At 64.9% G+C, this 25,364-nt stretch carries 25 protein-coding genes; 16 read left to right on the top strand and 9 right to left on the bottom strand.

The genetic code is table 11. The features are described from left to right. The first annotated feature begins 59 nt into the window (after positions 1–59). The 3 genes from nirB to F8G81_RS18725 all read left to right on the top strand — a co-directional run bounded on the left by nirB (position 60) and on the right by F8G81_RS18725 (position 4,493). Positions 60–2,495 carry a nitrite reductase large subunit NirB gene (gene nirB, locus F8G81_RS18735; RefSeq protein WP_267279289.1) on the top strand — a complete coding sequence of 812 codons (2,436 nt, stop codon included), beginning with the start codon at positions 60–62 and terminating at the stop codon, positions 2,493–2,495. Continuing rightward, positions 2,492–2,860, top strand: coding sequence for a Rieske (2Fe-2S) protein (locus tag F8G81_RS18730; protein WP_416377067.1), 369 nt, complete (start codon positions 2,492–2,494; stop codon positions 2,858–2,860). The genes nirB and F8G81_RS18730 overlap by 4 nt, the downstream gene beginning before the upstream one ends. Positions 2,861–3,032: 172 nt before the next feature. Next, positions 3,033–4,493: an amino acid permease gene (locus F8G81_RS18725; protein ID WP_267276148.1), complete on the top strand. Its 1,461-nt coding sequence runs from the start codon at positions 3,033–3,035 to the stop codon at positions 4,491–4,493. Positions 4,494–4,599: 106 nt separating this feature from the next. Here F8G81_RS18725 and F8G81_RS18720 read toward each other — a convergent pair whose 3' ends face one another. After that, the gene (locus F8G81_RS18720; RefSeq protein WP_267276147.1) at positions 4,600–5,337 is read right to left on the bottom strand and encodes a dienelactone hydrolase family protein; all 738 of its coding nucleotides are present in this window, start codon (positions 5,335–5,337) and stop codon (positions 4,600–4,602) included. Between the two features lie 118 nt (positions 5,338–5,455). On the opposite strand from F8G81_RS18720, the gene F8G81_RS18715 reads away from it, so the two are divergent. Together F8G81_RS18715 and F8G81_RS18710 are read left to right on the top strand one after the other, a co-directional pair. Beyond that, a complete protein-coding gene (locus F8G81_RS18715) occupies positions 5,456–6,526 on the top strand; it encodes a DNA polymerase IV (protein ID WP_267276146.1) in 1,071 nt (356 codons plus the stop codon). A gap of 141 nt (positions 6,527–6,667) precedes the next feature. Then, positions 6,668–7,093, top strand: coding sequence for an ester cyclase (locus F8G81_RS18710; RefSeq protein WP_267276145.1), 426 nt, complete (start codon positions 6,668–6,670; stop codon positions 7,091–7,093). 188 nt (positions 7,094–7,281) lie between these two features. On the opposite strand, the gene F8G81_RS18705 is transcribed toward F8G81_RS18710, so the two are convergent. After that, the gene (locus tag F8G81_RS18705) at positions 7,282–7,458 is read right to left on the bottom strand and encodes a CsbD family protein (protein ID WP_267279287.1); all 177 of its coding nucleotides are present in this window, start codon (positions 7,456–7,458) and stop codon (positions 7,282–7,284) included. A gap of 153 nt (positions 7,459–7,611) precedes the next feature. Between F8G81_RS18705 and F8G81_RS18700 the strand changes: the two genes are divergently transcribed. From F8G81_RS18700 to F8G81_RS18675, 6 genes are all read left to right on the top strand, one after another. After that, entirely contained in the window at positions 7,612–8,070 is a 459-nt protein-coding gene (locus F8G81_RS18700; RefSeq protein ID WP_267276144.1) for an SRPBCC family protein, read from the top strand. Beyond that, positions 8,070–8,732 (top strand): pentapeptide repeat-containing protein, encoded by a 663-nt coding sequence (locus F8G81_RS18695; protein WP_267276143.1) that lies wholly within the window; start codon positions 8,070–8,072, stop codon positions 8,730–8,732. Before F8G81_RS18700 ends, F8G81_RS18695 begins: the two co-directional genes overlap by 1 nt. Before the next feature lie 223 nt (positions 8,733–8,955). Further along, positions 8,956–10,185: a thiolase family protein gene (locus F8G81_RS18690; protein WP_267276142.1), complete on the top strand. Its 1,230-nt coding sequence runs from the start codon at positions 8,956–8,958 to the stop codon at positions 10,183–10,185. Next, positions 10,185–10,997, top strand: a complete 813-nt coding sequence (locus F8G81_RS18685) for an enoyl-CoA hydratase/isomerase family protein (RefSeq protein WP_267276141.1) — start codon at positions 10,185–10,187, stop codon at positions 10,995–10,997. Before F8G81_RS18690 ends, F8G81_RS18685 begins: the two co-directional genes overlap by 1 nt. Then, positions 10,997–11,869: a 3-hydroxyacyl-CoA dehydrogenase family protein gene (locus tag F8G81_RS18680; RefSeq protein WP_267276140.1), complete on the top strand. Its 873-nt coding sequence runs from the start codon at positions 10,997–10,999 to the stop codon at positions 11,867–11,869. The genes F8G81_RS18685 and F8G81_RS18680 overlap by 1 nt, the downstream gene beginning before the upstream one ends. Before the next feature lie 10 nt (positions 11,870–11,879). After that, complete coding sequence (locus F8G81_RS18675) at positions 11,880–12,488, top strand: GNAT family N-acetyltransferase (protein WP_267276139.1); 609 nt, start codon at positions 11,880–11,882, stop codon at positions 12,486–12,488. Positions 12,489–12,520: 32 nt separating this feature from the next. Here the strand turns inward: F8G81_RS18675 and F8G81_RS18670 are convergent, their stop codons facing one another. Further along, on the bottom strand, positions 12,521–13,423 hold the full coding sequence (locus F8G81_RS18670) for an SGNH/GDSL hydrolase family protein (RefSeq protein ID WP_267276138.1): 903 nt from the start codon (positions 13,421–13,423) through the stop codon (positions 12,521–12,523). A 154-nt stretch (positions 13,424–13,577) separates the two neighbouring features. Here F8G81_RS18670 and F8G81_RS18665 point away from each other — a divergent pair, with 154 nt between their 5' ends. Together F8G81_RS18665 and F8G81_RS18660 are read left to right on the top strand one after the other, a co-directional pair. Beyond that, the gene (locus F8G81_RS18665) at positions 13,578–14,297 is read left to right on the top strand and encodes a tyrosine-protein phosphatase (RefSeq protein WP_267276137.1); all 720 of its coding nucleotides are present in this window, start codon (positions 13,578–13,580) and stop codon (positions 14,295–14,297) included. A 23-nt stretch (positions 14,298–14,320) separates the two neighbouring features. After that, the gene (locus F8G81_RS18660) at positions 14,321–16,441 is read left to right on the top strand and encodes a S1 family peptidase (RefSeq protein ID WP_267276136.1); all 2,121 of its coding nucleotides are present in this window, start codon (positions 14,321–14,323) and stop codon (positions 16,439–16,441) included. A gap of 94 nt (positions 16,442–16,535) precedes the next feature. Here F8G81_RS18660 and F8G81_RS18655 read toward each other — a convergent pair whose 3' ends face one another. Further along, entirely contained in the window at positions 16,536–16,979 is a 444-nt protein-coding gene (locus F8G81_RS18655; RefSeq protein WP_267276135.1) for a PaaI family thioesterase, read from the bottom strand. 143 nt (positions 16,980–17,122) lie between these two features. Between F8G81_RS18655 and paaZ the strand changes: the two genes are divergently transcribed. From paaZ to F8G81_RS18640, 3 genes are all read left to right on the top strand, one after another. Beyond that, positions 17,123–19,231 (top strand): phenylacetic acid degradation bifunctional protein PaaZ, encoded by a 2,109-nt coding sequence (paaZ, locus tag F8G81_RS18650; protein WP_267276134.1) that lies wholly within the window; start codon positions 17,123–17,125, stop codon positions 19,229–19,231. Positions 19,232–19,454: 223 nt separating this feature from the next. Beyond that, positions 19,455–20,402, top strand: coding sequence for a manganese catalase family protein (locus F8G81_RS18645; protein ID WP_267276133.1), 948 nt, complete (start codon positions 19,455–19,457; stop codon positions 20,400–20,402). Positions 20,403–20,468: 66 nt separating this feature from the next. Beyond that, positions 20,469–20,876: a VOC family protein gene (locus F8G81_RS18640; protein ID WP_267276132.1), complete on the top strand. Its 408-nt coding sequence runs from the start codon at positions 20,469–20,471 to the stop codon at positions 20,874–20,876. Between the two features lie 54 nt (positions 20,877–20,930). On the opposite strand, the gene F8G81_RS18635 is transcribed toward F8G81_RS18640, so the two are convergent. From F8G81_RS18635 to F8G81_RS18615, 5 genes are all read right to left on the bottom strand, one after another. Further along, positions 20,931–21,224 carry a hypothetical protein gene (locus tag F8G81_RS18635; RefSeq protein WP_267276131.1) on the bottom strand — a complete coding sequence of 98 codons (294 nt, stop codon included), beginning with the start codon at positions 21,222–21,224 and terminating at the stop codon, positions 20,931–20,933. 87 nt (positions 21,225–21,311) lie between these two features. Next, on the bottom strand, positions 21,312–22,421 hold the full coding sequence (locus F8G81_RS18630; RefSeq protein WP_267276130.1) for a S1C family serine protease: 1,110 nt from the start codon (positions 22,419–22,421) through the stop codon (positions 21,312–21,314). Between the two features lie 159 nt (positions 22,422–22,580). Continuing rightward, complete coding sequence (locus F8G81_RS18625) at positions 22,581–23,186, bottom strand: TetR/AcrR family transcriptional regulator (RefSeq protein ID WP_267276129.1); 606 nt, start codon at positions 23,184–23,186, stop codon at positions 22,581–22,583. A 50-nt stretch (positions 23,187–23,236) separates the two neighbouring features. Beyond that, complete coding sequence (gene paaK, locus F8G81_RS18620; protein ID WP_416377066.1) at positions 23,237–24,646, bottom strand: phenylacetate--CoA ligase PaaK; 1,410 nt, start codon at positions 24,644–24,646, stop codon at positions 23,237–23,239. A 7-nt stretch (positions 24,647–24,653) separates the two neighbouring features. Beyond that, positions 24,654–25,127 carry a hotdog fold thioesterase gene (locus F8G81_RS18615; protein WP_267276128.1) on the bottom strand — a complete coding sequence of 158 codons (474 nt, stop codon included), beginning with the start codon at positions 25,125–25,127 and terminating at the stop codon, positions 24,654–24,656. Between the last annotated feature and the right edge of the window lie 237 nt (positions 25,128–25,364).

Below are 25,364 nucleotides of genomic sequence, written 5' to 3'. Positions count from 1 at the left end.
AACGTGCCTATTCAGGAAAACCCGCTTCCCGCCGTCGGCTGGTGGTGATCGGCAACGGGATGGCCGGCGCCCGCGCCGTGGAGGAGATCCTGGCCAGGGGCGGAGCCGAGCAGTTCAGCATCACCATGTTCGGCGACGAACCGTATGGGAACTACAACAGGATTATGCTCAGCCACGTCCTCTCGGGGGAGGAAAGCGATGCGGACATCTTCCTCAACGCCCTCTCCTGGTACCGGGAAAACAACATCACCCTGCATTCCGGCGTCAGGGCAGAGCGGATCGACAGGTTCACCAAGAACGTCTTTTCCGACGACGGCAGGGTGACACCGTACGACGTGCTGATCATCGCCACGGGCAGCCGATCCCACATGCCGCCCATGGACGGGCTTTACACCCCGGGCGGGTCCGTCAAACACGGCGTGTTTGGGTTCCGCACCATTGATGACACCCGGAAAATGATCCAGCACGCCCAGCATGATCACCACAGCCGCGCGGTGGTGATCGGCGGCGGCCTCCTGGGATTAGAGGCGGCCTACGGCCTGAAAAGCCACGGCATCGACGTGGAGGTGGTGCACTCCGGCGGGCACCTGATGAACGCCCAGATGGGGCCCGACGGCGGTGCGGTGCTTCGCCGCAGCGTGGAAGCGCTCGGCATCCGCGTGCATACCGGCAGCCGCACCACGGCCGTCCTGGGAACAGACAGAGTGAGCGGCGTCAGGCTCCGCGACCGGGAAGATATTGCCTGCGACATGGTGGTGGTTGCGGCGGGCATCCGGCCAAATGTGGACCTCGCCGTACTCAGCGGGCTGCCGGTGGAACGGGCCATCGTGGTGGATGACCAGCTGCGCGTCCAGGACGAGGACGACGTCTATGCCGTGGGGGAGTGCGTGCAGCACCGCGGCGAGGTGTACGGGCTTGTCGCGCCACTGTGGGAGCAGGCCGTGGTGCTGGCCAACCACGTCACCGGCGCCGACACCAGCGCCGCTTACCTGGGCTCCCGCACGGCCACCAAGCTCAAGGTTGCCGGCGTGGAGGTGGCTTCCATGGGCCTGCACGGGCCGGAACGCGATACCGACGAGCACATTGTCTTTTCCGAGCCCAGCCGTGGCGTGTTCAAGTCCATCGTGGTCCGCGACAACAAGATGGTGGGCGCCACGCTCCTGGGCGACAGCCGCAAGGTGGCCTACCTGACCCAGGCCTATGACCGCGGGCTGCCGCTCCCCGAGGAACGGATCAGCCTGATGTTTGATCTCGGCACTCCGGGGGAGGACGTGGGCGTGGCCGAGCTGGATGACGACGCCCAGGTCTGCAACTGCAACGGCGTCAGCAAAAAGGACCTGGTCGGGGCGGTAAAGGGTGGCTGCACCTCTGTTGCCGGTGCCATGGACGCCACCCGCGCGGGCAAGGGCTGCGGCTCCTGCAAGCTCCTGGTCCGGCAGGTGGTGGAGTGGGCCGCGGACGGTGCAGTGGAGGAGGATCCGGCCGCCAGCTACTACGTCCCCGGCATCCCGCTGGACAAGCCGTCGTTGATGGCGGAGATCCGCAAACGCGGGCTGCGTTCGGTCTCCCAGGTGTTCCAGGCGCTCGCACCGGGGAGTGCCGAGGATGCCAAATCGAAAATGGGACTGGCATCGCTGCTGAAAATGATGCTGGCGGACCAGTACATCGACGAACGCGATGCCCGGTTCATCAATGACCGCGTGCACGCCAACATCCAGCGCGACGGCACCTTCTCCGTGGTGCCGCAGATGAAGGGCGGCGTGACCTCGGTGCAGCAGCTGCGCCGGATCGCGGACGTGGCCGAGAAGCACAAGATTCCCCTGATCAAACTGACCGGCGGCCAGCGCATTGACCTGCTGGGGGTGCCCAAGGAGGATCTCCCGCAGGTCTGGGCTGACCTGGATATGCCCTCCGGATATGCGTACGGCAAGAGCTTCCGCACGGTCAAGACCTGCGTGGGCAAGGACTTCTGCCGGTACGGCACCGGCGATTCCACCAAGCTGGGCATCGAGATCGAGTCCCGCTTCCAAGGGATTGAATCCCCGGCCAAGCTGAAGCTGGCTGTCTCCGGGTGCCCCCGCAACTGCGCGGAATCCCTAGTCAAGGACGTGGGCGTGGTGGCCGTGGAGGGCGGCCGCTGGGAGATCTATGTGGGCGGGGCCGCCGGCGCGCACATCCGCAAAGGGGACCTGTTGGCCACCGTGGATGACCCCGATGAGGTCAAGGTCCTCACCGGCCGGTTTATGCAGTACTACCGTGAAAACGCCAACTGGCTGGAACGGACGTACGCCTTTGTTCCCCGGGTGGGCATCGAACACATCAGGGCCGTCATCGTGGCGGACTCCGAGGGGATTGCCGGCCGGCTCGACTCCTCAATGCAGGCTTCGGTGGACAACTATGTGGATCCCTGGAGCGAGCGGGACGATCGCCTCACCCCGGGACAGTTCAGGACGTCGCTCCCGCTGACGGTGCTCCCGCAGGTGCCGGTCCGATGAGTACGGAACAGCCCGGTTTAGGAATGACGTACGACGGCGGACCGGGAACCAGTGCCCTCCACGTCCTGGGCCCGGTGGAACAGATTCCGCTGGGCGAGGGCCGGGCGTTCGCCGTCGGGGGGCAGCAGGTGGCTGTCTTCCGGCTCAGGGACGGTTCCCTGCGCGCGCTCTCCGCAGTTTGCCCGCACCGTGGAGGCCCGCTCGCCGACGGGACCATTGACCGGGAGGTGGTCATCTGCCCCCTGCACCAGCATGCCTTTGACCTTGGGACAGGCTGTTCCACCACCGGCGCCGGCCCGCTGACCAGGTACCAGGTGACGTCTGACGAGGAGCGGAACATCGTCCTGCGGACCGGCCAGGTGTAGCCCCCGTCACGTGCTGCCCGCTCGGTCTTGTAGGATGGTCAAGCCGCGTGAAGCTTCGGCGACACGAGAGATTCCGATCACAATCGGTTGCCCCAAGGGCAAAACACCGAATTTTGTGACCGGAATCTTTCATGTTACGGATGCGGCCAAACCCAACCCACAAGGAACCGTTGTGCCTCAAAGTACCCCCACCGACCTGCAAAACCCCACGGCACCATCCATCGCCGTCGACCCCACCCTCAGCGCCGAGGGCTACAGCAAGACCCTTGGCCGCCGCCACGTCACCATGATCGCCATGGGTGGCGCCATCGGCGTCGGCCTCTTTATGGGCGCCGGCGGCCGCCTGGCCTCTACTGGCCCGGCGCTGATTTTCTCCTACGCCATTGCCGGCGTCATCGCCTACCTGCTGATGCGGGCGCTGGGCGAGCTCATCATGTACCGCCAGACCTCCGGCTCCTTCGTGAGCTACGCCGGTGAAATGTTCGGCAAGAAGGGCGCGTTCCTTTCCGGCTGGATGTACTTCATCAACTGGGGCATGACCGGCATCGCGGAACTGATCGCGATCGGGCTCTACTTCCAGTTCTTCTTCCCCAACGTCCCGGTGGAGGCCTCCGCCATTGCGGCCCTGGCGCTCCTGGTGGCAGTGAACCTGCTGAGCGTGAAGGCGTTCGGCGAGTTCGAATTCTGGGCCTCCTGCCTCAAAGTGGGCGCCATCGTGATCTTCCTGGCAGTGGGCACCTTTATGGTTGTCACCAACGCCAAGGTGGGTGACGGCAACGCCTCCGTGGCCAACCTGTTTGCCGCCGACGGCGGGATGTTCCCCAAGGGCGCGCTGGTGATGGTCCTGGTCCTCAACGCCGTCATCTTCGCCTACAACGGCATCGAACTGGTGGGCATCACCGCGGGCGAGATGCAGAACGCGGAACGTGAAGTGCCCAAGGCGATCCGCGCCGTCGTCCTCCGTATTGTCGTTTTCTACGTCGGTTCCGTGCTGCTGCTGGCCATGCTGTTGCCCTCGGACCAGTACGTGGCGGGCACCTCGCCGTTCGTTACGGTCTTTGGCCAGATGGGCCTGGCGTGGGTGGGCGACGTCATGAACATGATCGTGATCACCGCTGCCCTGTCCTCCTGCAACTCCGGCCTGTACTCGATCGGCCGCGTGTTCCGCACCATGGCCAACAACGGCCATGCTCCGCAGTGGCTCACCCGGATGTCCAAGCGGCACGTCCCGTACGCGGCCATCCTCGCCATCGCTGCCTTCTACCTGGTGGGCATCCTGCTCAACATCTGGCTGGGCGGCTCCCACGCGTTTGACCTGGCGCTGAACACCGCCTCCATCGGCGTGATCTTCTGCTGGGGCTCCATCTTCGCCAGCCAGATCGTACTGCGCCGCCGCCAGGGCATCACGTCCAGCCTGCCGATGCCCGGCTCGCCGTGGACCAGCTGGGCCGGACTGGTGGGCCTGCTGGCCATCACCGTGCTCATCGGCTTCGACACCATGACCAGCAAGAGCGGCGAGGTGTTCTACCTGGGCCTCTGGACCCTGGCCACCATCCCGTTCTTCGCCGTGGTCCTCTGGCTGGGCTGGCAGAAGGTCAAGAACAACGAACCGAAGAACGCGCTGTACAGCTAACGGTTCAACTTAAAGCAGTACGACTAAAACAGTACGACGACGGCGGGTCGCCTTTCAGGGGCGGCCCGCCGTCGTCGTTCTTCCCGGCTGGAGTGCGCGCGGGTGCTCAGTCCTTCAGGTACCGGGCGAAGTGGTCCTCGATCCGCTGCCACGCCTCGGGGGCGGATTCAGGATCCGGACCGATTCCCATGACCCGCATGAGGGGCCGGAACACCGCAGGGCCAAGGTCGGCGTCGTTCAGGAAGGCATGGCCGGCAGTGGGAAACTCCTTGACGCTGTGCTCGATCCCAAGGTTGGTGAGGGCTGTCTCGAGCTTGCGGGCCGCACCCTTGAGCGTGGTGTCCCTGCCGCCGAAGTTGGCCACGATGGGGCAGGCGCCGCGGAGCGCATCCTCCAGGTCCTCCTGCTGTTTTCCGGGCAGCCGGCCGTAATTGACTGAGGCAGCGTCAAAGCCGCCGCGTGCCACCAGCAGAGCGAAGCCGCCGCCCATGCAGAACCCGATTACGCCGGTTTTGCCGTTGGACTGCGGGGCACTGGCGAGCCATTTTCGGGCCGTGGCAAGGTCCGTGAAGGGGCGCCCTGTTCCCTTGAGCATGCTGCGCATGGTGCTGACCAGGCAGCGGCGCGGCCCGCCGTCGCTGAACAGGTCCAGCGCCAGGGTCAGATAGCCGGCGCTCGCCAGCCGGTCGGCATGCCGCCGCGTCATGTCGTTCAGCCCGAACGCCTCGTGGATCATCAGGACGGCGGGGAACGGGCCGGTGCCGGGTGGCGTGGCAAGATAGCCGCCCAGGGATGGGGAGCCGCCCGCCGCGCTGCTCTCGGCGCTCAGGTCTGCGTAGGTCATGGCCTAAGGCTAACCGTGCCCGCTGAAGGGGAGTTCCGACGTCGGCGTTCTCTTGAATCGTGAAAGCGGGCAGGCGAAACGGTGGTGCGGAGCGCCGTGCCGGGGCAGACTGGGGCTTGTGGGCGAACCGTGGGTACTGCATGTTGACCTTGACCAGTTCATTGCGGCTGTTGAAGTGCTGCGCCGGCCCGAACTTGCGGGCAAGGCCATCATCGTGGGTGGCCGCGGCGATCCGACCGAGCGCGCGGTGGTGTCCACGGCGTCCTACGAAGCCAGGGCGTACGGCGTCGGCTCCGGGATGCCGCTGCGCATCGCCGCACGGAAGGTTCCCGACGCCGTCATCCTCCCCGTGGATCATGAGGCCTACTTCGCTGCATCTGAAAACGTTATGTCGGTGCTGCGCTCGCAGCCCGGCGCTACGGTCCAGGTGCTCGGCTGGGATGAAGCGTTCGTTGGTGTGCAGACGGAGGACCCGGAAGGATACGCCCGGCAACTGCAGCGCGATGTCCTTGAGGAGACCCGCCTGCACTGCAGTGTGGGCATCGGTGACACCCTGGTGCGCGCCAAGGTAGCAACGACGTTCGGGAAGCCTGCCGGCGTTTTCCGGCTCACGGCCCAGAATTGGCTGGAGGTCATGGGGAGCCGGCCCACCATTGAGCTGTGGGGCGTGGGAACGAAGGTGTCGCGCCGCCTTGCCACGCTTGGCATCAAGACGGTTTCCGAGCTGGCAGCGTGCAATCCCGACGACCTGGTCCCCGAGTTCGGCCCCAAGATGGGTCCCTGGTATGCGCAGCTCGGCCGGGGCGACGGCGGGCGGACAGTTGATGACACGCCCTGGGTGGCGCGGGGGCACAGCCGGGAAACCACCTTCCAGCGCGACCTCACGGAGCCAAGGCAGATCGACGACGCCGTCAGGGAGCTGACGGGGCACGTCCTGGAAGATGTCGCGGCCGAGGGGCGCCCGGTGATCGGGCTGACCCTCAAGGTCCGCTACGCCCCGTTCCTCACGAAAACCTACGCCCGGAAGATCCCCGAGACGTCGGACCCGGCGGAAGTGCTCGCGCGTGCCATGGACCTGGCGGCGAAGATTGAGCCGGACCGCCCCATCCGGCTCCTCGGGCTGCGGGCCGAAATGCCGATGCCCGAAGACTCCCGGCAGGGGCATACGCCCACCCGCAGCGGATGGTGAGGGGGACAGGAGCGACGGGACATCTGTCATCACTGAACCGCCCGGCCTAGACTGGGCCTCCCACGTGCGATGCGAGGACTGTTTGCGTTGCCTTGGCCGGTTCGCCACGAGGCGGCCCGTGCATTCAAGAAAGGGATGACCGTGGAGCCTGAGGACAACAAGGCGCTCGTAAGGCGCTTCTATGCAGCGATCGATGCTGGCAACATCGACGCGATGGACGAACTGGTCGCGGAAGATTACTTGGACCACCACCCGCCATTCCCCGGACTTCCGGCTGGAAGGGAAGGCCTGAAACAGGCCTTCCTCATCTTCCTCCAGGCAACCCCGGGGAAGCACGCAATCGAGGATCAGATCTGCGAAGGCGACAAGGTAGTGACCAGGTTGACGGCGCATGGTCGACACGAAGGCGAGCTGCCCGGCCCGCTGCCAGCCACCGGTGCTGAACTGCGGGAAACTGCCGTTGCCATCCACAGGATAGAGGCGGGAAAGATCGCGGAGCACTGGTCAGACCGCGACGACCTCGGACTAATGCAGCAACTTGGAGTCATACATTTACCCGGAACCTGAATGTCCTGTTTCGGCGGGTCCAAAACGCCTGCTGCCCAGCGGGGCCGGCCACCGAGCCGCTGCGATTCACAGAAGGAACGGGCACAAAAAGAACGGCGGCGGATCCCCCATGGGATTCCGCCGTCGTTCGTCTGTGGGCCACTGCCCCGTTGCCAGATGGTGTGGCGCCGCGGGAGCGGCGGTGGGGACTAGTCCCTCTTGAATTCGTCTTTGACGTCCTCGCCGACCTTCTTCGCGTCGGCCTTGACCTGGTCGGCCTGGCCTTCTGCCTTGAGGCGATCGTTGTCGGTGGCTTTGCCGGCCGCTTCCTTGGCCTTGCCGCCCATGTCTTCTGCTGCGTTACTGATCTTGTCTCCGAGGCCCATGGTGTCGGCCACCTTTCGTTTCCGATTGATCAAACAATGCCTTTTCACCATAACACGAAGCATGCTTACTATTTCAAGCCCCACCTGAGGGTCCCCGGTGGACCGGGTATAGAACGTCTGTTGAATGTCCGGGGCTGGGGCTAGGCTCGAAGCATGGATCACAGCACCAGCCTCACCCAGCACATCCACGCGTCGCCGGAAAAGGTCTGGTCCGTCATTTCGGACATTCCCGGCTCTGCGGGAACCCTGTCCGGCGTCCAGTCGGTGCAGATGCTCAGCGACGGACCCTACGGCGAAGGGACCCGCTGGAAGGAAACCCGCACCATGATGGGCAAGTCGGAAACGGTGGAGATGTGGGTGGCGCAGGCTGATCCGCCACGGAGCACCACTGTCAAAGCCCTGCAGAACGGCGCCGATTACACTACCCGGTTCAATCTGGCAGAACGCGGCGACGGAACCGATCTCACTCTGACGTTCGGCGCGGAGGTGGGCAATCCCGGCCTGCTGAGCCGGATCGCCATGGCCCTGTTCGGAAAGCTCGGCATGCAGATGACCCGGAAGGCGCTGGCCAAGGACCTGGCGGAAATCGCTGCCAAAGCGGAATCCCTGTAGTGGCGGCTAAAGCGCCCAAAGTAACCCCACCCCGGCTTTCGGAAATCCGCCTCGAAGGACTGGCAGATGATCCCGCGCCGGACTTCCAGCGGGGCGAGAGGTACGACGGCGTCCGGTACAGCCGCGCTGTAGCCGACGGTTTGGAACTGAGCGGCACGGACTTCGCCGAATGTGAGTTCCAGGGCGTCTCCTTCAATGACGCGCAGCTCCGCGGCGCCACCTTCAAGGACTGCCTCCTGGCTGAGCTCTACGCGCCGGTGTTCAAGGCGGCCCGCTCCACCTGGCGGGACGTGCAGATCACCAACCCCCGCCTGGGTTCCGCCGAGATGTATGAGAGCGGCTGGCAATCCGTCCGGATCGACGGCGGCAAGCTGGACTTCCTGAACCTGCGGGGCTCCAAATTGATGGATGTCCTGATTACGGGCTGCATCATCAATGAGCTTGATCTTGGCTCAGCCTCCGCCACCAGGGTGGTCCTCAAGGACTGCACCATCGGCACACTGGATATCGGCGGGGCCAAGCTCAAGGACGTGGATCTCCGCGGCACGGATTTCCGCAGCGTCAACGGCTTGGGAAGCATGGCAGGCATGGTGATTGACGACTACCAGCTCAGCCTTCTCGCCCCACTTCTGGCCGGCCACCTGGGCGTTGTAGTCCTCTAACAGCCTTCCCCCTTCAGAATTTTTGTCCATTTGTGGCGGGCAAAACGCACTTTTGCCCGCCACAAATGGACAAAAACTCGGGGGAGGGGGAAGGCTCTTGGTTGCCCTTGCGGCCACAGTGTAGTCTTTACAGAACGAACGGTCGGTAAGTGGCAGAATCCTGCTGCCTGTCCGTTTGCAAGCAGATGATGACAGAGCCGTTTATCGTGTGAAGGGTGTTTCCATGGCTGCAGGTACCGCAGGACCACAGGCTTTTCTTGTTGGCGGTGTCCGGACACCGGTGGGCCGTTACGGCGGCGCCCTCTCGTCCATCCGCCCCGATGACCTCGCCGCCCTGGTGATCCGGGAGGCAGTCGCGCGTGCCGGACTCGATCCGGACAGCATCGACGAAGTTATCCTCGGCAACGCCAACGGCGCAGGGGAAGAAAACCGCAACGTGGCCCGCATGGCCACCCTCCTGGCAGGGTTGCCCGTCCACATCCCAGGCATCACGGTGAACAGGCTGTGTGCCTCCGGCCTCAGCGCCATCATCCAGGCCAGCCAGATGATCAAAGCCGGCGCCGCGGACGTTGTCATCGCCGGTGGTGTGGAGTCCATGAGCCGTGCGCCCTGGGTCCAGGAGAAACCTGCCACCGCCTTCGCCAAGCCCGGCCAGATCTTCGATACTTCCATTGGCTGGCGCTTCGCCAACCCGCAGTTCCAGAAGGGTGAGCTGTCCCGGGACGGAAAAATGACCTACTCCATGCCCGAAACCGCCGAGGAAGTGGCCCGCGTGGACGGCATCTCCCGCGACGACGCAGACGCCTTCGCCGTCCGCTCCCACGAACGTTCCCTCGCCGCCATCCAGGCCGGCCGGTTTAAGGATGAAATCGTCCCGGTTACGGTCAAGAGCCGCAAGTCCGAACACGTGGTGGACACCGACGAAGGCCCCCGTGCCGACACCAGCCTGGACGTCCTCGCCAACCTGAAACCGGTGGTCTCGGGCGGCTCTGTGGTGACGGCAGGCAACTCCTCGAGCCTCAACGACGGCGCCTCCGCCATCATCGTCGCGTCCGAGTCCGCCATTGAACGGCTGGGGCTGACGGCCAGGGCCCGCATCATCGACGGCGCCTCCGCGGGCTGCGAGCCGGAAATCATGGGCATCGGCCCGGTCCCGGCAACCCAGAAGGTGCTCAAGCGGACCGGCATCAGCGTTGGTGACCTCGGCGCCGTCGAGCTTAATGAAGCCTTTGCCACCCAGTCACTGGCCTGCATCCGCCGGCTGGGCCTGGACCCGGACATGGTGAACAGCGACGGCGGGGCCATCGCTTTGGGCCATCCGCTGGGTTCCAGCGGATCCAGGATTGCCATTACCCTGCTGGGCAGAATGGAACGCGAGGATGCCGGGATCGGACTGGCCACCATGTGCATCGGCGTGGGGCAGGGCACCGCGATGCTGCTGGAGCGAGTCTGATGGCGGATGCACAGGATCTCGCGAACGAACACTTCAGCACCCTGCTGGTCGAGGAGCGGGGCGACCGTATGGTGGTGCTGCTCAACCGCCCGGACGTCAGGAATGCCATTGACCAGCAGATGGTGGATGAGCTGCACGTGGTCTGTGCGGCGCTGGAGCAGAACCCCCGGGTCCTAATCATCGCCGGCGTGGACGGCGTTTTTGCCTCCGGTGCGGACATCTCCCAGCTGCGCGAACGGCGCCGGGACGATGCCCTCCAGGGAATTAACTCCACGCTTTTTGTGCGGATCGCCAAGCTTCCCATGCCTGTCATCGCCGCCCTCGACGGCTATTGCCTGGGTGGCGGCGCCGAGCTCGCCTACGCTGCCGATTTCCGGATCGGCACCCCCAGCGTCCGGATCGGGAACCCGGAAACGGGACTGGGGATCCTGGCCGCCGCCGGTGCAAGCTGGCGTCTTAAGGAGCTGGTGGGGGAGCCGGTAGCGAAGCAGATCCTGCTGGCCGGGCTGGTGCTCCGTGCCGAGGAGGCGCTGGCGCTTCACCTGATCACGGAGATCCACGAGGCGCCCCTCCTGATGGAGGCTGCGCACAACCTTGCGGACAGGATTGGCCGCCAGGATCCGCTGGCGGTGCGCATCACTAAATCCGTGTTCCATGCACCGGCGGAGGCGCACCCGCTGGTGGACCAGCTGGCGCAGGGAATTCTGTTTGAATCCCCGGCCAAGTTTGACCGGATGCAGGCTTTCCTTGACCGGAAGGCTGACAAGAAAGCCCAGGAAGCCGCCAACCAGGCTGACGGAAAGAAGAACTGATGGCCAACTCTGAACTTGCCCCAGGCTTACCCTCATCCGTCGGAGTACTCGGTGGCGGCCGCATGGGCGCAGGCATTGCGCACGCCTTCCTGATCAAGGGCGTCAACGTGGTGGTGGTGGAGCGCGACGACGAGTCCGCCCAGGCCGCCCGCGAAAGGGTGGAAGCCGCGGCTGCCAAAAGCATCGAACGCGGAGCCACCGACGGCAACCTGGATGAGATGGCTTCGCGGCTGGCAGTCACCGTGGACTACGACGACTTCGCCGACCGCCAGCTGGTGGTGGAGGCCGTCCCTGAGGACTGGGAGCTGAAGGTCACCTCGCTGCGCGGGATCGAGGAGCGGCTAGCCGAAGATGCCTACCTCGCTTCCAACACATCCTCGCTGTCCGTCAACGGTCTGGCCCGCGAACTGAAGCGGCCGCAGAATTTCCTGGGCCTGCACTTCTTCAACCCGGTGCCCGCGTCCACCCTGATTGAGGTGGTGCTGGGCGAGCAGACGTCCCCGGACTTAGCGGCTGCGGCGAAAAAGTGGGTTGAGGCGCTCGGCAAGACCGCCGTCGTCGTCAATGACGCCCCGGGGTTCGCGTCCTCCCGTCTGGGTGTGGCCATCGCGCTGGAGGCCATGCGCATGGTGGAGGAGGGGGTTGCATCCGCTGAGGACATCGACGCCGCCATGGTCCTGGGCTACAAGCACCCCACCGGCCCGCTGAGGACCACGGACATTGTGGGCCTGGACGTGCGGCTGGGCATCGCCGAGTACCTGCACTCCACCCTCGGTGAACGGTTTGCCCCGCCGCAGATTCTCCGGGACAAGGTGGCTCGGGGCGAACTGGGGCGCAAGACAGGCAAGGGTTTCTTCGACTGGCCTGAGTAAACTGTGCCGGGTGACCTCCATAGAACCCATCACCCTGACCGGCCAGCATGTCATCCTGGAACCCCTCAATCACTCGCAGCACGACGGCCTCGAGGCGGCAGCGCAGGACGGCGAGCTCTGGAAGCTCTGGTACACCTCCGTCCCCACGCTCGACGCTATGGCGGCGGAGATCAGCCGGCGGCTCAGGCTTCAGGATCAGGGATCCATGCTGCCGTTCACCACGCGGCTGATCGATCCTGCCACGGGCGGCCCCGGCAGGATCATCGGCATGACCACCTACATGAACATCGACGCCGATACGCCCCGCGTGGAGATCGGCTCCACCTGGAACGCGGCGTCGGTCCAGGGCACCGGAACCAACCCGGACTCCAAGCTGCTGCTGCTGCGCCACGCCTTCGAGGTGCTGGGCTGCCCGGCGGTTGAGTTCCGCACGCATTGGCTCAACCACCAGTCCCGCGACGCCATCGCCCGGCTGGGCGCAAAGCAGGACGGCGTGCTGCGCAACCATTCGCGGACCAAGGACGGCGTGCTCCGGGACACTGTGGTTTTTTCCATCCTGGAGCACGAGTGGCCCATGGTCCGGAACGGGCTGGAGCACAGGCTCGCCAGGCAGCGGTAGGGCTGCCTGGCGAGACTGCGTCAAATAGCGGTTTAGCGCCGGGCGATCGCCTGGAGGTTTACTTCATCGACAAGGGCGTCGGCGTAAGCGTTATGTCCGGCCGCGTTGGGGTGGAAATTCTCCGGGGCAAAGGGGACCTGGGGATTGAAGTTGATCCACGATGCTCCGGTGAGGGAGTTTATGGCGTGATCGGCGAACTCATCCGTGACGTCGACGTATACAGCGTTAGCTTTTGCTTCAGCGTTGGCGATATCCACAGCGTCAGAGATCACCTCGTTGAGGGCTGCCGTGCCTGTGTTGACCAGCATTTGTGCCTCTGGGGTCAGCAGCGCCGGCCCGCCTTCGGGATTAAAAAGGAGCGGGTAACCAAACACCACAATCGTGGCGCGCGGGGCGGCCTTATGGATTGCGGTCAGCGCATCCACAAGGTTGGCTTGAATGACAGGAAATTGCGTCTGTGCTGCTTGTACAGCCTGGGCGCAGTCAAAGAGCGTGGACGTTGCGCAGATAGCCAAGGGTGTGGTGAAGTCAAGGTCATTCGCCCCTGCCGTTATGGTGACCAGTTCGGTCCGGCCGGAGAGTCCTTCGGAGGCGGAGAGGGCCGCGATCTGCTCCATGACGCTGGGTATGACGTCAGATGGCCCGTCTACCAGGAGCGCTCCAGCGCATGCTTCATTGCTAACCACGTCGTCAACAATGGGCAGTGCCTTCAGCACATCTACATAACCTCCGTTTGTCTGCAGGCACGGGAAAGGCGCTATGAAAGACCCTGCCCCCACCCCGGCCGTGTAAGAGTCGCCAACCGCCACGAGGTCGACATCCGGAACCGGGGGCGCTGCGCCCGCCGGAAGGGCCGTGAAGCCAAGTGCCATGGCCGCGGTGGCGAGGCCGGCTGCAAAAGCCGGGAGCCGGCGTCGTCCTGTTCGGTTTGTCATTGTGTCCCCTAAAGTTGATCAGAGTGCGGGTCAGGATAAGTGCCACCGTACGCCTCGCGAAGGCGCAGGTCACCGGCTGGGAGTACCTGATTTTCAGCAGGGAGTACCTGACTTCGGATGTGCGGGCTCTGCGGGCTTGTGGTTAGCTGTCCGGATGGAGAAACCTGGCGGGGCGGTGGACTGGGACGGCGCCGTCAATGCCTGGCACGTAGCCGGCAGCGTCTACCGGATGGGCCGCCGCGAATGGCTCACGGAGGCGGGCTGGCGGCAGGCCTACGACGACGGCGTCCGCACGGTCATTGACCTCCGGAACTCCCATGAAGCGCGCCGCCGGGACACCGACCCCGTGCTAGTTGAGACGGCCTGGTCCGGAGTCGCCGTGGTGTCCACTCCCACTGAAGAACCGGACGATCCGCGCCTGACCTCAGTCTGCGGACCCTACATCAAGGATCCTGCGCACTACCTTCACAACGTCCGCCTCTACCCGGAAAAGTTTGTGGCGATCTTCCGCGCCATTGCCGAGTCCCTGCCTACCGGCGGTGTGGTGATCCACTGTGCTGCCGGGCGGGACCGCAGCGGCATGGTGGCGGCCATGCTGCAGGATCTGGCCGGGGACACGGACCAGCAGATCGCCGCCGGCTACCAGCAGGCTGCGCGGGGCATCAATGAGCGCTACCGCACGCACGGGCCGCCGCATGACAGGGAGCGTTATATCGAGGAGGCCGAGCTGGCGCCGATACTCACCGAGCGCGGCCGGACGGTTGTGGACTTTGTGCGCACCCTTGGCACGCGATCGTTCCTGCTCCGGCACGGCCTGACACCGGCTGAACTGGCCGCGGTCCTGTCTGTGCTGGGCAGCAGGGTGGCGCTGTGAAGGGTGCGGCGAAAGCTGTGCCTATGAGTAGGCCGAACGGAGCGCAGAGCGGGTTGATGCGGATGCTTGTCCTGCGGCGCACTCTTGCCTGGGGAGGGGTGGCAGGCTTCTCTGTGGCTGCGGCGTTCGGGGCGGTGCCCGCCGTCGCCACCACTTTGCCGCCCGACACTGTCCCGGCAGCTTCGGCTTCGGCCGGGACGGAGAGCCCGACGGCGTCGGGCACAGGAATCAGCGAATCAGGCCTCGCAGAGGCTGCTCTGCGCGACCTCGGCCTCACGCCCGAGCAGTTCAACGCTGCCGGTGAGTTGGGCAAGCAGGCGGCCGAGGCGGCTTCCGCTCTCCGGGACGTGCCCGGGTACGTTGCAATCCGGCTGCAGGCGGGCCAGATCCTGGTTACAGGCCAAGGCCCCGAGCTGGAAGCAAAGGTGGCCGGGCTGTCCGGAAGCATCCCTGGCCTGGTGCTCGAGAAGCCTGGAGCAGGGGAGCCGGCCACCGCAAATCAGGCCGCCGCAAACCAGACTGCCGCTTCCCGTGAGAGCGAAACAGCCGCTCCTGTCCGCGGGAGTGAGCTTGCCGCCAGCACCCAGCAACTGTTCCAGGCTTATGTTCGGGAGGTGGGGCCGGAGGACCTCCAGGCTGTTGCCTACTCGCGCGGCAGGTTTGTCATCCGCACCGGGGGAGTTACCGCCTCCGAATCTGCCGGGCAGGAATCACCGGCCACCAAGAGACCTGCTGCCTCCGACGGGACGAAGATGTCCGCCGAGGCATTCGTGGCCAAGTATGCGAACGTGGAGCTCGACGCCGGTGCGAAGCTGGCTCCCGAGGACGCCGACGTCCTGGGCGGCCAAGGTTACTTCGCGGACAACGGGCAGATATGCTCCACCGGGTTTTCGGCCTTCGACCCCGCCGGCCTTCCAGCGGTCCTTACGGCCGGGCACTGCTCGGACGACGGCTCCGTAGGTAAAGCAACCCTGGAATATCAGGCGAACCCCATCGGCCTGCTGGGGACCTTCGGATTCAATCAGTTTGGCGGTCCCGGCAACAGCGCCATCACCGGGACTAACGGCAACCCTGCGGATCCGGAAAACCCAGGGAATGTGGGAACCGACATTGCCGTGATTGAGTCCATCCGCCCTGGCCTGGACCCCGCGCCTGCCGCCAGCACGTGGGGTGATTCTTCCGAACCCGGACCGGATGTAAAAATCATCGGCAAGGCGGCGCCTGTGGAAGGCCAGCCGGTCTGCCGATCGGGACGATCATCGGCCTGGTCCTGCGGAACCATCGACGAAGTGGGCATCTATGTGGTGCCCGGGCCGGAATTCGCAGCAGACCCCACCGACCTTCGGGCCTTCAACGGATTCCTCTCTTTTGAGGTCCAATCCAGCGGCGGCGACTCCGGCGGACCCTGGGTCAGCGGCAACTACGCCGTGGGCACCCACAGCGCCGGGGACGTCCCGGACGAGTTCGGCAACGTCCAGAACTTTGCCGTCGCTGCCACCCTGGATGACGCCCTTGCCGTGCTTCCCGGGTATCAGCTGGAACTTTTCCTCAACAAGCCGCTGGTGGTTTCCCCTGCACCCGGCGGAACGGTGCAACCCGGCCAGACAGTGACGGGGCAGGTACCCGCGGCGCCCGCATCCGCCGTCGCAGCGGGGTCTTTTGTCAGGATCGCCCTCCCGGGCCAGGCCCCCTTCGACGTCCCGCTGGACGGGGCCGGACACTGGACGTTCACCGCACCTGAAACGGCCGGCCCCTTGAGATTCACTGCCGAGACAACGAACGGCTTCAGCGCCTCGGGAGCCAGCAGCTTTGAGTTCGCGGCTCCCACACCAGCCCCACCACTGGTACCAGCACCACCGCCACCGGCCGCTGCCTCCGCGCCGGCCGCACCTCCACCTGCCGCTGTCCCCGCGCCGCCACCAGGTCCGGCCCAGCCCAGTGCATCGGCGTCTCCAACCCTCAACGATCTCGTTCTTCCCGCAGGTGGCCGCACCGCCGTCGGGGGATACGCAAACCTGGCTGCTACCGGAGCGGACGGAATCAGCACAGCAGCAAGCCTCGCGGCCGGTGCCATCGCCGTCGGCAGCCTTTTCCTTGTCCTCGGCCTGCGGCGAAAGAAGCAGCACCCCACCACCACCCGTTGAGCTATCACTTCGAGTCGCTTCAGCCCCACTTTGGGGACCGTATCTGATAGAGCATCGCCGGTTAAAAGGGCAGGTCCGGCTTAGACCTTCCGGCCTAGACCTTCCGGTCGAGGAGCAGGTTGGTGATGCGCAGCGTGCAGAGCCGCTCGCCGGCGTCGTTGGTAATCAGGACCTCGTGGGTAGTGAGGGTGCCGCCCAGATAGATGGGTGTGGCCGTGATGGTGATCGTGCCTTCCCTCGCGGACCGATGATGGGTTGCGGAAACGTCCACCCCCACGGCTGTCTTGCCCAGCGTGCCCGCGTGGATGACGGCAGCCCAGGAGCCCACGGCCTCTCCCACAGCCAGGGACGCACCCCCATGCAGCAGCCCGAAGGACTGCCTGTTGCCCTCCACGGGCATGGTGGCCACTACACGCTGGATGGATTCCTCCACGATCTTGACGCCCATTTTCTCGTCCAGCTCGCCGAGGGTGATCTTCCACAAGTCGGCGTCGGCAGGATTCTGGGTGGGGGCGGTGTCTGTGGGCTCGGCGGTCATGAGCTCTCCTTCGGGCGGCGGGAATAGCTGAACTCCTAGTGTGCAGCACGGTACATTCATGTACTGTAGTCATATTACCGAACGGACGGTCAGTAATACCTGACCGCCTTTGTTTGCCCCCGTTCCGGAAGGACCCGTCAACGATGACCACCACCGCCACAGCCGAAGCCACAGTCGACACCGTAGAGACAGTCCCCAGTTTTGTGCAGGATGCCTGGTGGACGCCCGACGCCGGCTCCACGGCCAACGCTGTCCCCGTGCGTGATGCAAGCACGGGCGAAATCCTGGCCAAGGTCAGCACGGACGGCCTGGACCTGGCCGCCGTCGTCGAATACGGCCGCACCATCGGCCAGGCGGAACTGGGCCAGCTCACCTTCCACCAGCGCGCCCTCAAGCTCAAGGAACTGGCGCAGTATCTTCATGCCCGGCGCGAGCACTTCTACGCCTTCTCGGCCCAGACCGGTGCCACCAAGGTGGACAACCTGATCGATATCGACGGCGGCATCGGCGTCCTGTTCACCTTCGGATCCAAGGGCCGGCGTGAACTGCCCAACTCGCAGGTGGTGGTGGACGGGCCGCTGGAGGTGCTGTCCAAGGACGGCTCCTTCGCCGGCGAGCACATCTACACGCGCATCCCGGGCGTGGCCGTGCAGATCAACGCCTTCAACTTCCCGGTCTGGGGCATGCTCGAGAAGTTCGCGCCTGCTTTCATCGCCGGCGTGCCCACCATCGTCAAACCCGCCACCCCCACCGGATACGTGGCTGCCGCAGTGGTCAAGGCGATCGTCGAATCCAACATCCTGCCCAAGGGCGCGCTGCAGCTCATTTCCGGCTCGGTCCGCGGGCTCCTGGACGTGCTGGACTACCGCGACCTGGTGGCCTTCACCGGCTCCGCGTCCACCGCCCTGTCCCTGAAATCCCACCCCAACGTGGTGCAGGGCGGCGTCCGCTTCACCTCCGAAACCGACTCCTTGAACGCCGCCATCCTGGGCCCGGACGCCGTGGAGGGCACGCCGGAGTTCGACGCATTCGTCAAGTCCGTCGTCACCGAAATGACGGCCAAAGCGGGGCAGAAGTGCACCGCCATCCGCCGCGCCATCGTGCCGCAGGAGCTGGTTCCCGCGGTGTCCGCGGCCATCGGCAGGCGACTCTCCGAACGCGTTGTCCTGGGCGATCCCCGGGCTGACGGCGTCACCATGGGCGCCCTCGCCTCCGTCGAGCAGCTCGCTGACGTCCGTGCCGCCGTCCAGTCAATGCTCGACGCCGGCGGTGAGCTTGCGTACGGAACCCTCGATTCGCCGTCGGTCACCACTGCCAACGGTGATACCGGGGTTGTGGAGGGCGGCGCCTTTATGGCACCGGTGCTGCTCAACTGGCCGGACTCCGAGGCGGAAGAAGTCCACTCGCTGGAGGCGTTCGGCCCGGTTTCGTCGGTGATTGGGTACAAGGACATTCCCGACGCCGTCCGCCTCGCCGCCCGCGGCAGCGGCTCCCTCGTGGCCTCTGTATGCACCAACGATCCTAAGGTGGCGCAGGAACTGGTGATGGGCATCGCCGCCCACCACGGCCGGGTCCTGATGCTCAACCGTGAGGACGCCCGCAGCTCCACAGGCCACGGTTCCCCGGTCCCGCACCTGGTCCACGGCGGCCCCGGCCGGGCAGGCGGCGGCGAGGAACTGGGCGGCATCCGCTCGGTAATGCACCACATGCAGCGCACCGCGATCCAGGGCTCACCCAACATGCTCACCGCCGTCACGGGCGTCTGGCACGCCGGTGCTGACCGCAACTTCACCCTGGAGACGGAGGGGACGCACCCGTTCCGGAAGTCGCTGGAAACCCTGCACATCGGTGATGCCATCCGCTCGGACCTGCGCGAGGTCAGGCTGGAGGACATCACCGCCTTCGCCAACTCCACCGGCGACACCTTCTATGCCCACACCAACCAGGAAGCCGCGGAAGCCAACCCCTTCTTCCCCGGCATCGTTGCCCATGGCTACCTGCTGCTGGCCTGGGGTGCCGGACTGTTCGTGGAGCCGGCTCCGGGTCCTGTCCTGGCCAACTATGGGCTGGAGAACCTGCGCTTCATCACCCCGGTGGCCGCAGGCGACTCAATCCGCGTGACCCTCACGGCCAAGAAGATCACGCCCCGTGAGACCGACGAGTACGGCGAGGTGGCCTGGGATGCGGTGCTGACCAACCAGAACGATGAAATTGTGGCTACCTACGACGTCCTGACCCTCGTGGAGAAGTAACTGCGGAGGGACGCCCTCGCAGGCTTCCCAGCCCAACCAGGTAGCAGTAAGTGCCGTTATAAGCGTTCATAACGGCACTTACTGCTACCTAATTTGATTTTAAGGGGGGACCAAAACTACTAAGTACCCTTGCCATAAATGCTAAGCATGCTTACTGTAATCAAATCCATTCACCTGAGCCCGGGGCTTTTTGGTGTCAGTACCAGCGACGAGGATTTGGCCCATGTACCTGCATACCCAGCTTCTGATCAATGAGATTGCCGCCGACGAGCCGGACCCGGCCGCCGCGAACGCCCTCCAGGAAGGGCTGGGGGGCCAATTCGGCGAAATGCGCACCATGATGCAGTACCTCTTCCAGAGCATGAACTTCCGCGGCGACCCCTCCTCCAAGCCCTACAAGGACCTCCTTCAGGGCATTGGAACAGAAGAGATCAGCCATGTCGAGCTGATCGGCACCACCATCTCCCAGCTTTTGGATGGATCCCCGCGCTATCAGGGGAAGAAGACCGACCCCGTGGACGAGCCCGGCGCCAAGGGTGCTACCCCGCTCAAGATCGCGCTCGATACCAGCAACATCCACCACTATCTTGTGGGCGCCCAGGGTGCCCTGCCCGTGGATGCGGCAGGCAATCCGTGGAGCGGCTCCTACGTCTACAACAGCGGCAACCTTATCCTGGACCTGCTCTACAACCTGATGCTGGAGTCCACCGGACGCCTGCAGAAATGCCGGATCTATGAAATGACGGACAACAAGACGGCACGTTCCACAATTGCGTACCTGATCGTCCGGGACCAGGCGCATGAGAATGCCTTTGCCAAGGCGCTGGAAAGCCTGGGCGTGAACTGGGGCAAGGTCCTGCCCATTCCCAAGACCAGCGCCGAACAGTTCCCCGAAGTGAAGAAGCTGCTGGACACGGGACTGCAAAGCATTCAGTACACCTTTGGCGCGGACGATCTCAGCCAGGCCGGAAAGTTGTTCCGGGGTGAGTCACCCTCCAATGACGGCACCCAGTTGACCACCGAGGTAATGCCCGAAGGCTTTCCCATGACCATGTCACCGGAGCGGAAAGAGGAGTTTGCTCCGGGCCTCGACCCAGAACTGCTGGCACTCATCCAGGCAACGGCTGAAGCGGAACTGGCGGAAGCCAACAACCCGAAGGAACCGAAGTAGCAGGCAAACTGCCACGTTCTTTCCGTTGGCCGCAAGCGTAAAATTTTCCTGGTAGGAGGTGGCGAAATGACCCTAGCCCTGAACACAGCCACAACCATCCTGCCAGTGGATGATCCAGCCCGCGCCCGGAGTTTCTACACAGAAAAACTCGGGCTCCCGCACCGCGGCAGAACGGATGATGGCAGCGAACTGCTCGGCAATCCCGGCGGCCCCATGCTGCAGCTGATGCCGGTCTCGGATGGCAAACACTCCGAGCACACCGCCCTGACCTTCGAAGTGGAGGACATCGAGCGGACAGTCCAGGACATGGAAGCCAAGGGCGTCCGGTTCCAGGATTACGATCTGCCCCATCTCAGGACGGAGAACCACATCTGCACTACGGACTCAGAGAAGTGCGCGTGGTTCATGGACACAGAACACAACATCCTGTGCATCCACGAGACCCTGGGTAAGCAGGCCGAGTACCAGCTCTGACGACGCCGGCGGCTCAGGTTTGGACGGTCCCGGTGCCTTAGCCGCGTAGGCGCCTTAGCTTTGGGCGCCTCCGTGCAATCCGTCATCGCTGCTGTCGTCAGCCGGTTCCGTCCCGGTTTGGTCCGAAAGGTCCATGTTGCCGCGGGCCTCCTCCATGGTGGGCCCGCCGGACGGAACGCTGTAGGTGTCCGGGCGGATGCCTTTTGCCTGTTCCTCGATCAGCGCCTGCTCTTCGCTGAAGCGGATCACGTTGCCTTCATCGCCTGCGTCCCCGGGGACGTCCTCCCGGACGGTTGACGGGTCGGGGACGATGAACCCCTGGTCTGCTTCATCCTTTGGGTGGGTCATGACGTAACCTTCCTCTCTGGTGTACTGGCCTCTCTGGTGCGCCGGGTTGGTGCGTCCGGGCCCGGCTCGCTTTCATGTGCGGGAGTCTTAGCCCGCCGGCCGTTCGGTGAGTTCCACCTTGACGTCCACCCTCTGGTCATCCCGTTTCACCTTGAACCCAACAGTGTCGCCCGGGTTGCGGTTACGGAGTTCAGACAGCAGCTTTTCGGGAGTGGTCAGTTCCACGGACTCCATGGATTCCAGGACGTCACCGGGGCGGATGCCCGCTTTCCCTGCCGGGCCGTCCTGGTCAACGGACAAGGCCAGGACGCCGCGGTCGGCGGCGATCCCCAACTGCCCGGCGATCTGCGGTGTCAGCTCGCCCGGTGTCAGTCCCAGGTAGGCATGCTCGGCCGTGCCGTCCGCCAGCAGTTCCTCGGCCACCTCCACGGCGGTGGCCGCGGGAATAGCGAAGCCCAGCGAAACAGCGCCTGCCTGCGGCGGGATGTAGGCCTCGCTGATGCCGATCACCTCGCCGCGCATGTTGATCACGGCGCCGCCGGAGTTGCCGGGGCTGATGGGCGCATCAGTCTGGATCAGGTCCACCAGGGACAGGCTGTTGGAGGCGGAGCCGGGGATGGCCCGGTGCAGGCCGGAAATGATCCCGGCGGTAGCCGTGTTCTCGAAGCCCAGCGGGGAGCCCAGCACAATGGCACCTTCCCCTACCTTGGGCAGCGTTGCCTGGTAGGTCGGCTTGGGGAGCCCGGTGCGGTTCGCCTGGACCAGGGCAAGGTCAGTGACGGGGTCAGTTGCCCTCACCGTCCCTTCCACCCTCTGGCCGTCAGCGAAGGCAACTTGAACAGTGGTTTCACCCCTGATGACGTGTTCGTTGGTGAGGATGAGGCCGTCCTCGGAGTACACCACGCCGCTGCCCAGTCCGCCCTCGGTAAAGATCGTCACCACGGATGGCGCCAGGTTCTCCACCAGTTGAGGGATGTCGCCGGCTGCGGCGGGGGCGGAATTATCAGGGACGGGGCCTGGCCTGGGGGTTTGCGTGGTGCCGGCAGGAGGCGCGGTGGGGGACGATTCGTTGGGTTCGGGGGGAGTGGGTGAACCGGTGCAGCCGGAGACGGACACCGCGGCGGCCAGCAGCAGGGCCCCGAGGGCTGTCCGGGGGCGGGTTGCACAGCTCAGTTCGTGGCCGTTGCTGGGGCTCATCGACAACCTCCTTGCGGATGCTGGCTCTTCCTTCCACCGTAGCGGGGGAGCATCCCGATCTCCAGTAGTAAGTACCCTTATTACTGGAGATCCCGGGGCAAGGTGCCGGGCGTGCCGGCGAGGGCCTGCCGGCGAGGCCGGGCAGGCTTCAGCTGGGTTTTAGGCCTGTGAGTGGAGCCCGTCGAACGCCATGGTGATGACGTCGTCGGCCAGTCTTTCGGGGGAGAGCGAACCGCCCGGTTTGTACCATTCCACGATCGAGTTGATCATGCCGAACAGGAGCCGCGTGACGGTACGGGGGTCGATGTCCTGGCGCAGGGACCCCTCGTCGCGGGCGGCGGAAATCAGCCCGGCCACCTTGTGGTCAAACGAGCGCCGCCGTTCCAGGGCGTTGCGTTCAATCTCTGTATTGCCCCGGAGCCGGAGCAGTAACGTGACAAACGGGAGCCGTTCCACCAGCACGGCCACCGTCCGCCGCAGCACGAACTCCAGCCGGGCGTCGGCCGCGCCCGAGGAAGCCTCCGGCTGGTCCAGAATGCCCTCGAGGCCGCCCAGTGCATGCTCCAAGGCCAGCTTCAGGAGATCGCCCTTTGACGGCACGTGGTGGTAGATCGCGGACTTGGAGATGCCCAGGTTCTCAGCCAGGATGCCCATGGACGTGGCGTCATAGCCATGCCGGTTGAAAACGTCCACGGCGATCAGCAGCACCGACTGCTGGTCGTAACCGGGGCGGCCGCGCTTCATGGGTGCCGTTGTGCTGGACATAGTGGCTAGTTTCTCATGAACGGTCGGTCAGCCGGCGCAGGCTGCCCGTTTCAGGCCTTCGGGCGCAGGTCGTAAATCCGGCGCAGCTTGCCGTTGGACCGCTCCAGCGAACCTGGCTCCACAACATCCACCGTGCATGAAGAACCCACATGGATCTTGATCTGCTCGCGCAGGGCGCGGGCCGCCGTCGAACTCTGCTCAGGCGTCACGTTGTCCCGGCGTTCGATCCGCACGGTCAGCTGGTCCATGCGCTGGCCTTCCGGGCGGGTCAGCTCAAGCTGGAAGTGAGGGCTGAGCTCGGGGATGCGCAGGGCGATTTCCTCGATCTGGGACGGGAAGAGATTTACGCCGCGGAGGATGATCATGTCGTCGCTGCGGCCGGTGATGCGGCCCATCCGCCGGTGTGCGGGGCGGGCGGTGCCCGGGAGGAGGCGGGTGAGGTCCTTGGTGCGGTAGCGGATGATGGGCAGCGCTTCCTTGGTGAGCGAGGTAAAGACCAGCTCGCCGTGTTCGCCGTCGCCCAGGACGTTTTCCTTGCCCGCCACCGGGTTGAATGCGTCGATGATTTCGGGGCGGAAGTGGTCCTCCCAGATGTGGCTGCCGTCCTGCGTCTCCACGGCCTCACCGGCGACGCCCGGACCCATCACCTCGGACAGGCCGTAGATGTCACAGGCCTTGATGTTCATGGTGACTTCGAGTTCGTGCCGCATTTCCTGGGTCCACGGCTCGGCACCCAGCACCGCGTATTTCAGCGATGTTGAGGTGGGATCGATTCCCATGTGCGCCATGGCGTCCGCGATGGTCAGCAGGTACGTGGGTGTGCACAGGATCGCGTCAGGCTGGAAATCCTGGATGAGCTGGATCTGGCGTTCGGTCTGGCCGCCGGACATGGGGATGACGGTGCAGCCCAGGGCCTCGGCACCGGCGTGTGCGCCCAGGCCGCCGGTGAACAGCCCGTAGCCGTAGGCATTGTGGACCTTCATGCCGGGGCGGATGCCGGAGGCGCGGAAGCAGCGGGCAACAAGTTTTGCCCAGTCTGCCAGGTCCTGTTTGGTGTAGCCGACGACGGTGGGACGGCCGGTGGTGCCGGAGCTTGCGTGGACGCGGGCTACTTCGTGCTGCGGCACGGCGAACATGCCGAACGGGTACTCGGCGCGCAGGTCGTCCTTGGTGGTGAACGGGAAGTTGCCGAGGTCGCTGAGTTCACGGAGATCCGTGGGGTGGATGCCGGCGTCGTCGAACTTGCGCTTGTACAACGGTACGCGGTCATACGCGTACGCCACCGTGTGCTGCAGGCGGCTGAGCTGGAGGGCTTCCAGCTCGTCCCGGGACATGGTTTCCTCGCGGTCCAGGACGGCATCTGAAGGCAGCGTGGTTCCCTGCGTGGCGGTTCCCTGTGCGGTAGTTTCCTGCGCGGAGCGGTTGTGATGTGCCGGGGTTTCGGGGGCGTGAAGCGTCATGGCTTTCCTACTTCTTGGGGATGGTCCGGCTGCGTCCGCGGAACTCGGCAATGAGTTCACCGGGCTGGCCGGAGCTGAGGGGTGAAGCGGGCTGCGCTCCGGGGTCGGCGGCAAAAATCTGAATGTCATAGAGCCCGCTGCGTCCTGCGCTTGAGCGGCGGTCCGCGACGGCGGTGATCACCTGGCCGCGGTAGGCGGGCTTGAGGAAATTGATGTCGACGCCGGCGGCAACGGTGATGCTGTCTTCCTCGCCGGGCGCTGGGTTGACCGGATTGCAGGCCAGCGCGAAGGCAGTGTCCGCAAACGCGAAGATCATTCCGCCGTGTGCCATGCCGAAGCCGTTGAGCATTTCCTGGCGGAGCTTCATGCGGATGGTGGCATGCCCGTCGCTGACGGCGAGGACCTCTATACCCATCCATTCGGAGGCATAGTCGTTTTCGAGGATGGGGTGTGTGGCCCCTGAGAGTGCTGCTTCAGCCATGCGTCATTGCCTCCAGCTTTATTTACCGAATGTTCATTAGGTAATCCCATGAAGGGGTGCGGTGTCAAGAGCGGGGCGGTGTGTGGACAGGCATTGCTGCTGGTTGCCGGGCAGAATGCAGGGCCTGGATCGAGGGTTTGATCCAGGCCCTGAGGTCTGCCTCCGGGGAGCATGGGGAAGGCAGTGCACGGAGGCAGTGCACTGAAGGCAGTGACGGGACGCTGTGCGGCGGCCCTG

The organism is Arthrobacter sp. CDRTa11 (assembly GCF_026427775.1).
Lineage (GTDB): Bacteria > Actinomycetota > Actinomycetes > Actinomycetales > Micrococcaceae > Arthrobacter.
This window is presented reverse-complemented; position numbering and strand designations above follow the sequence as displayed.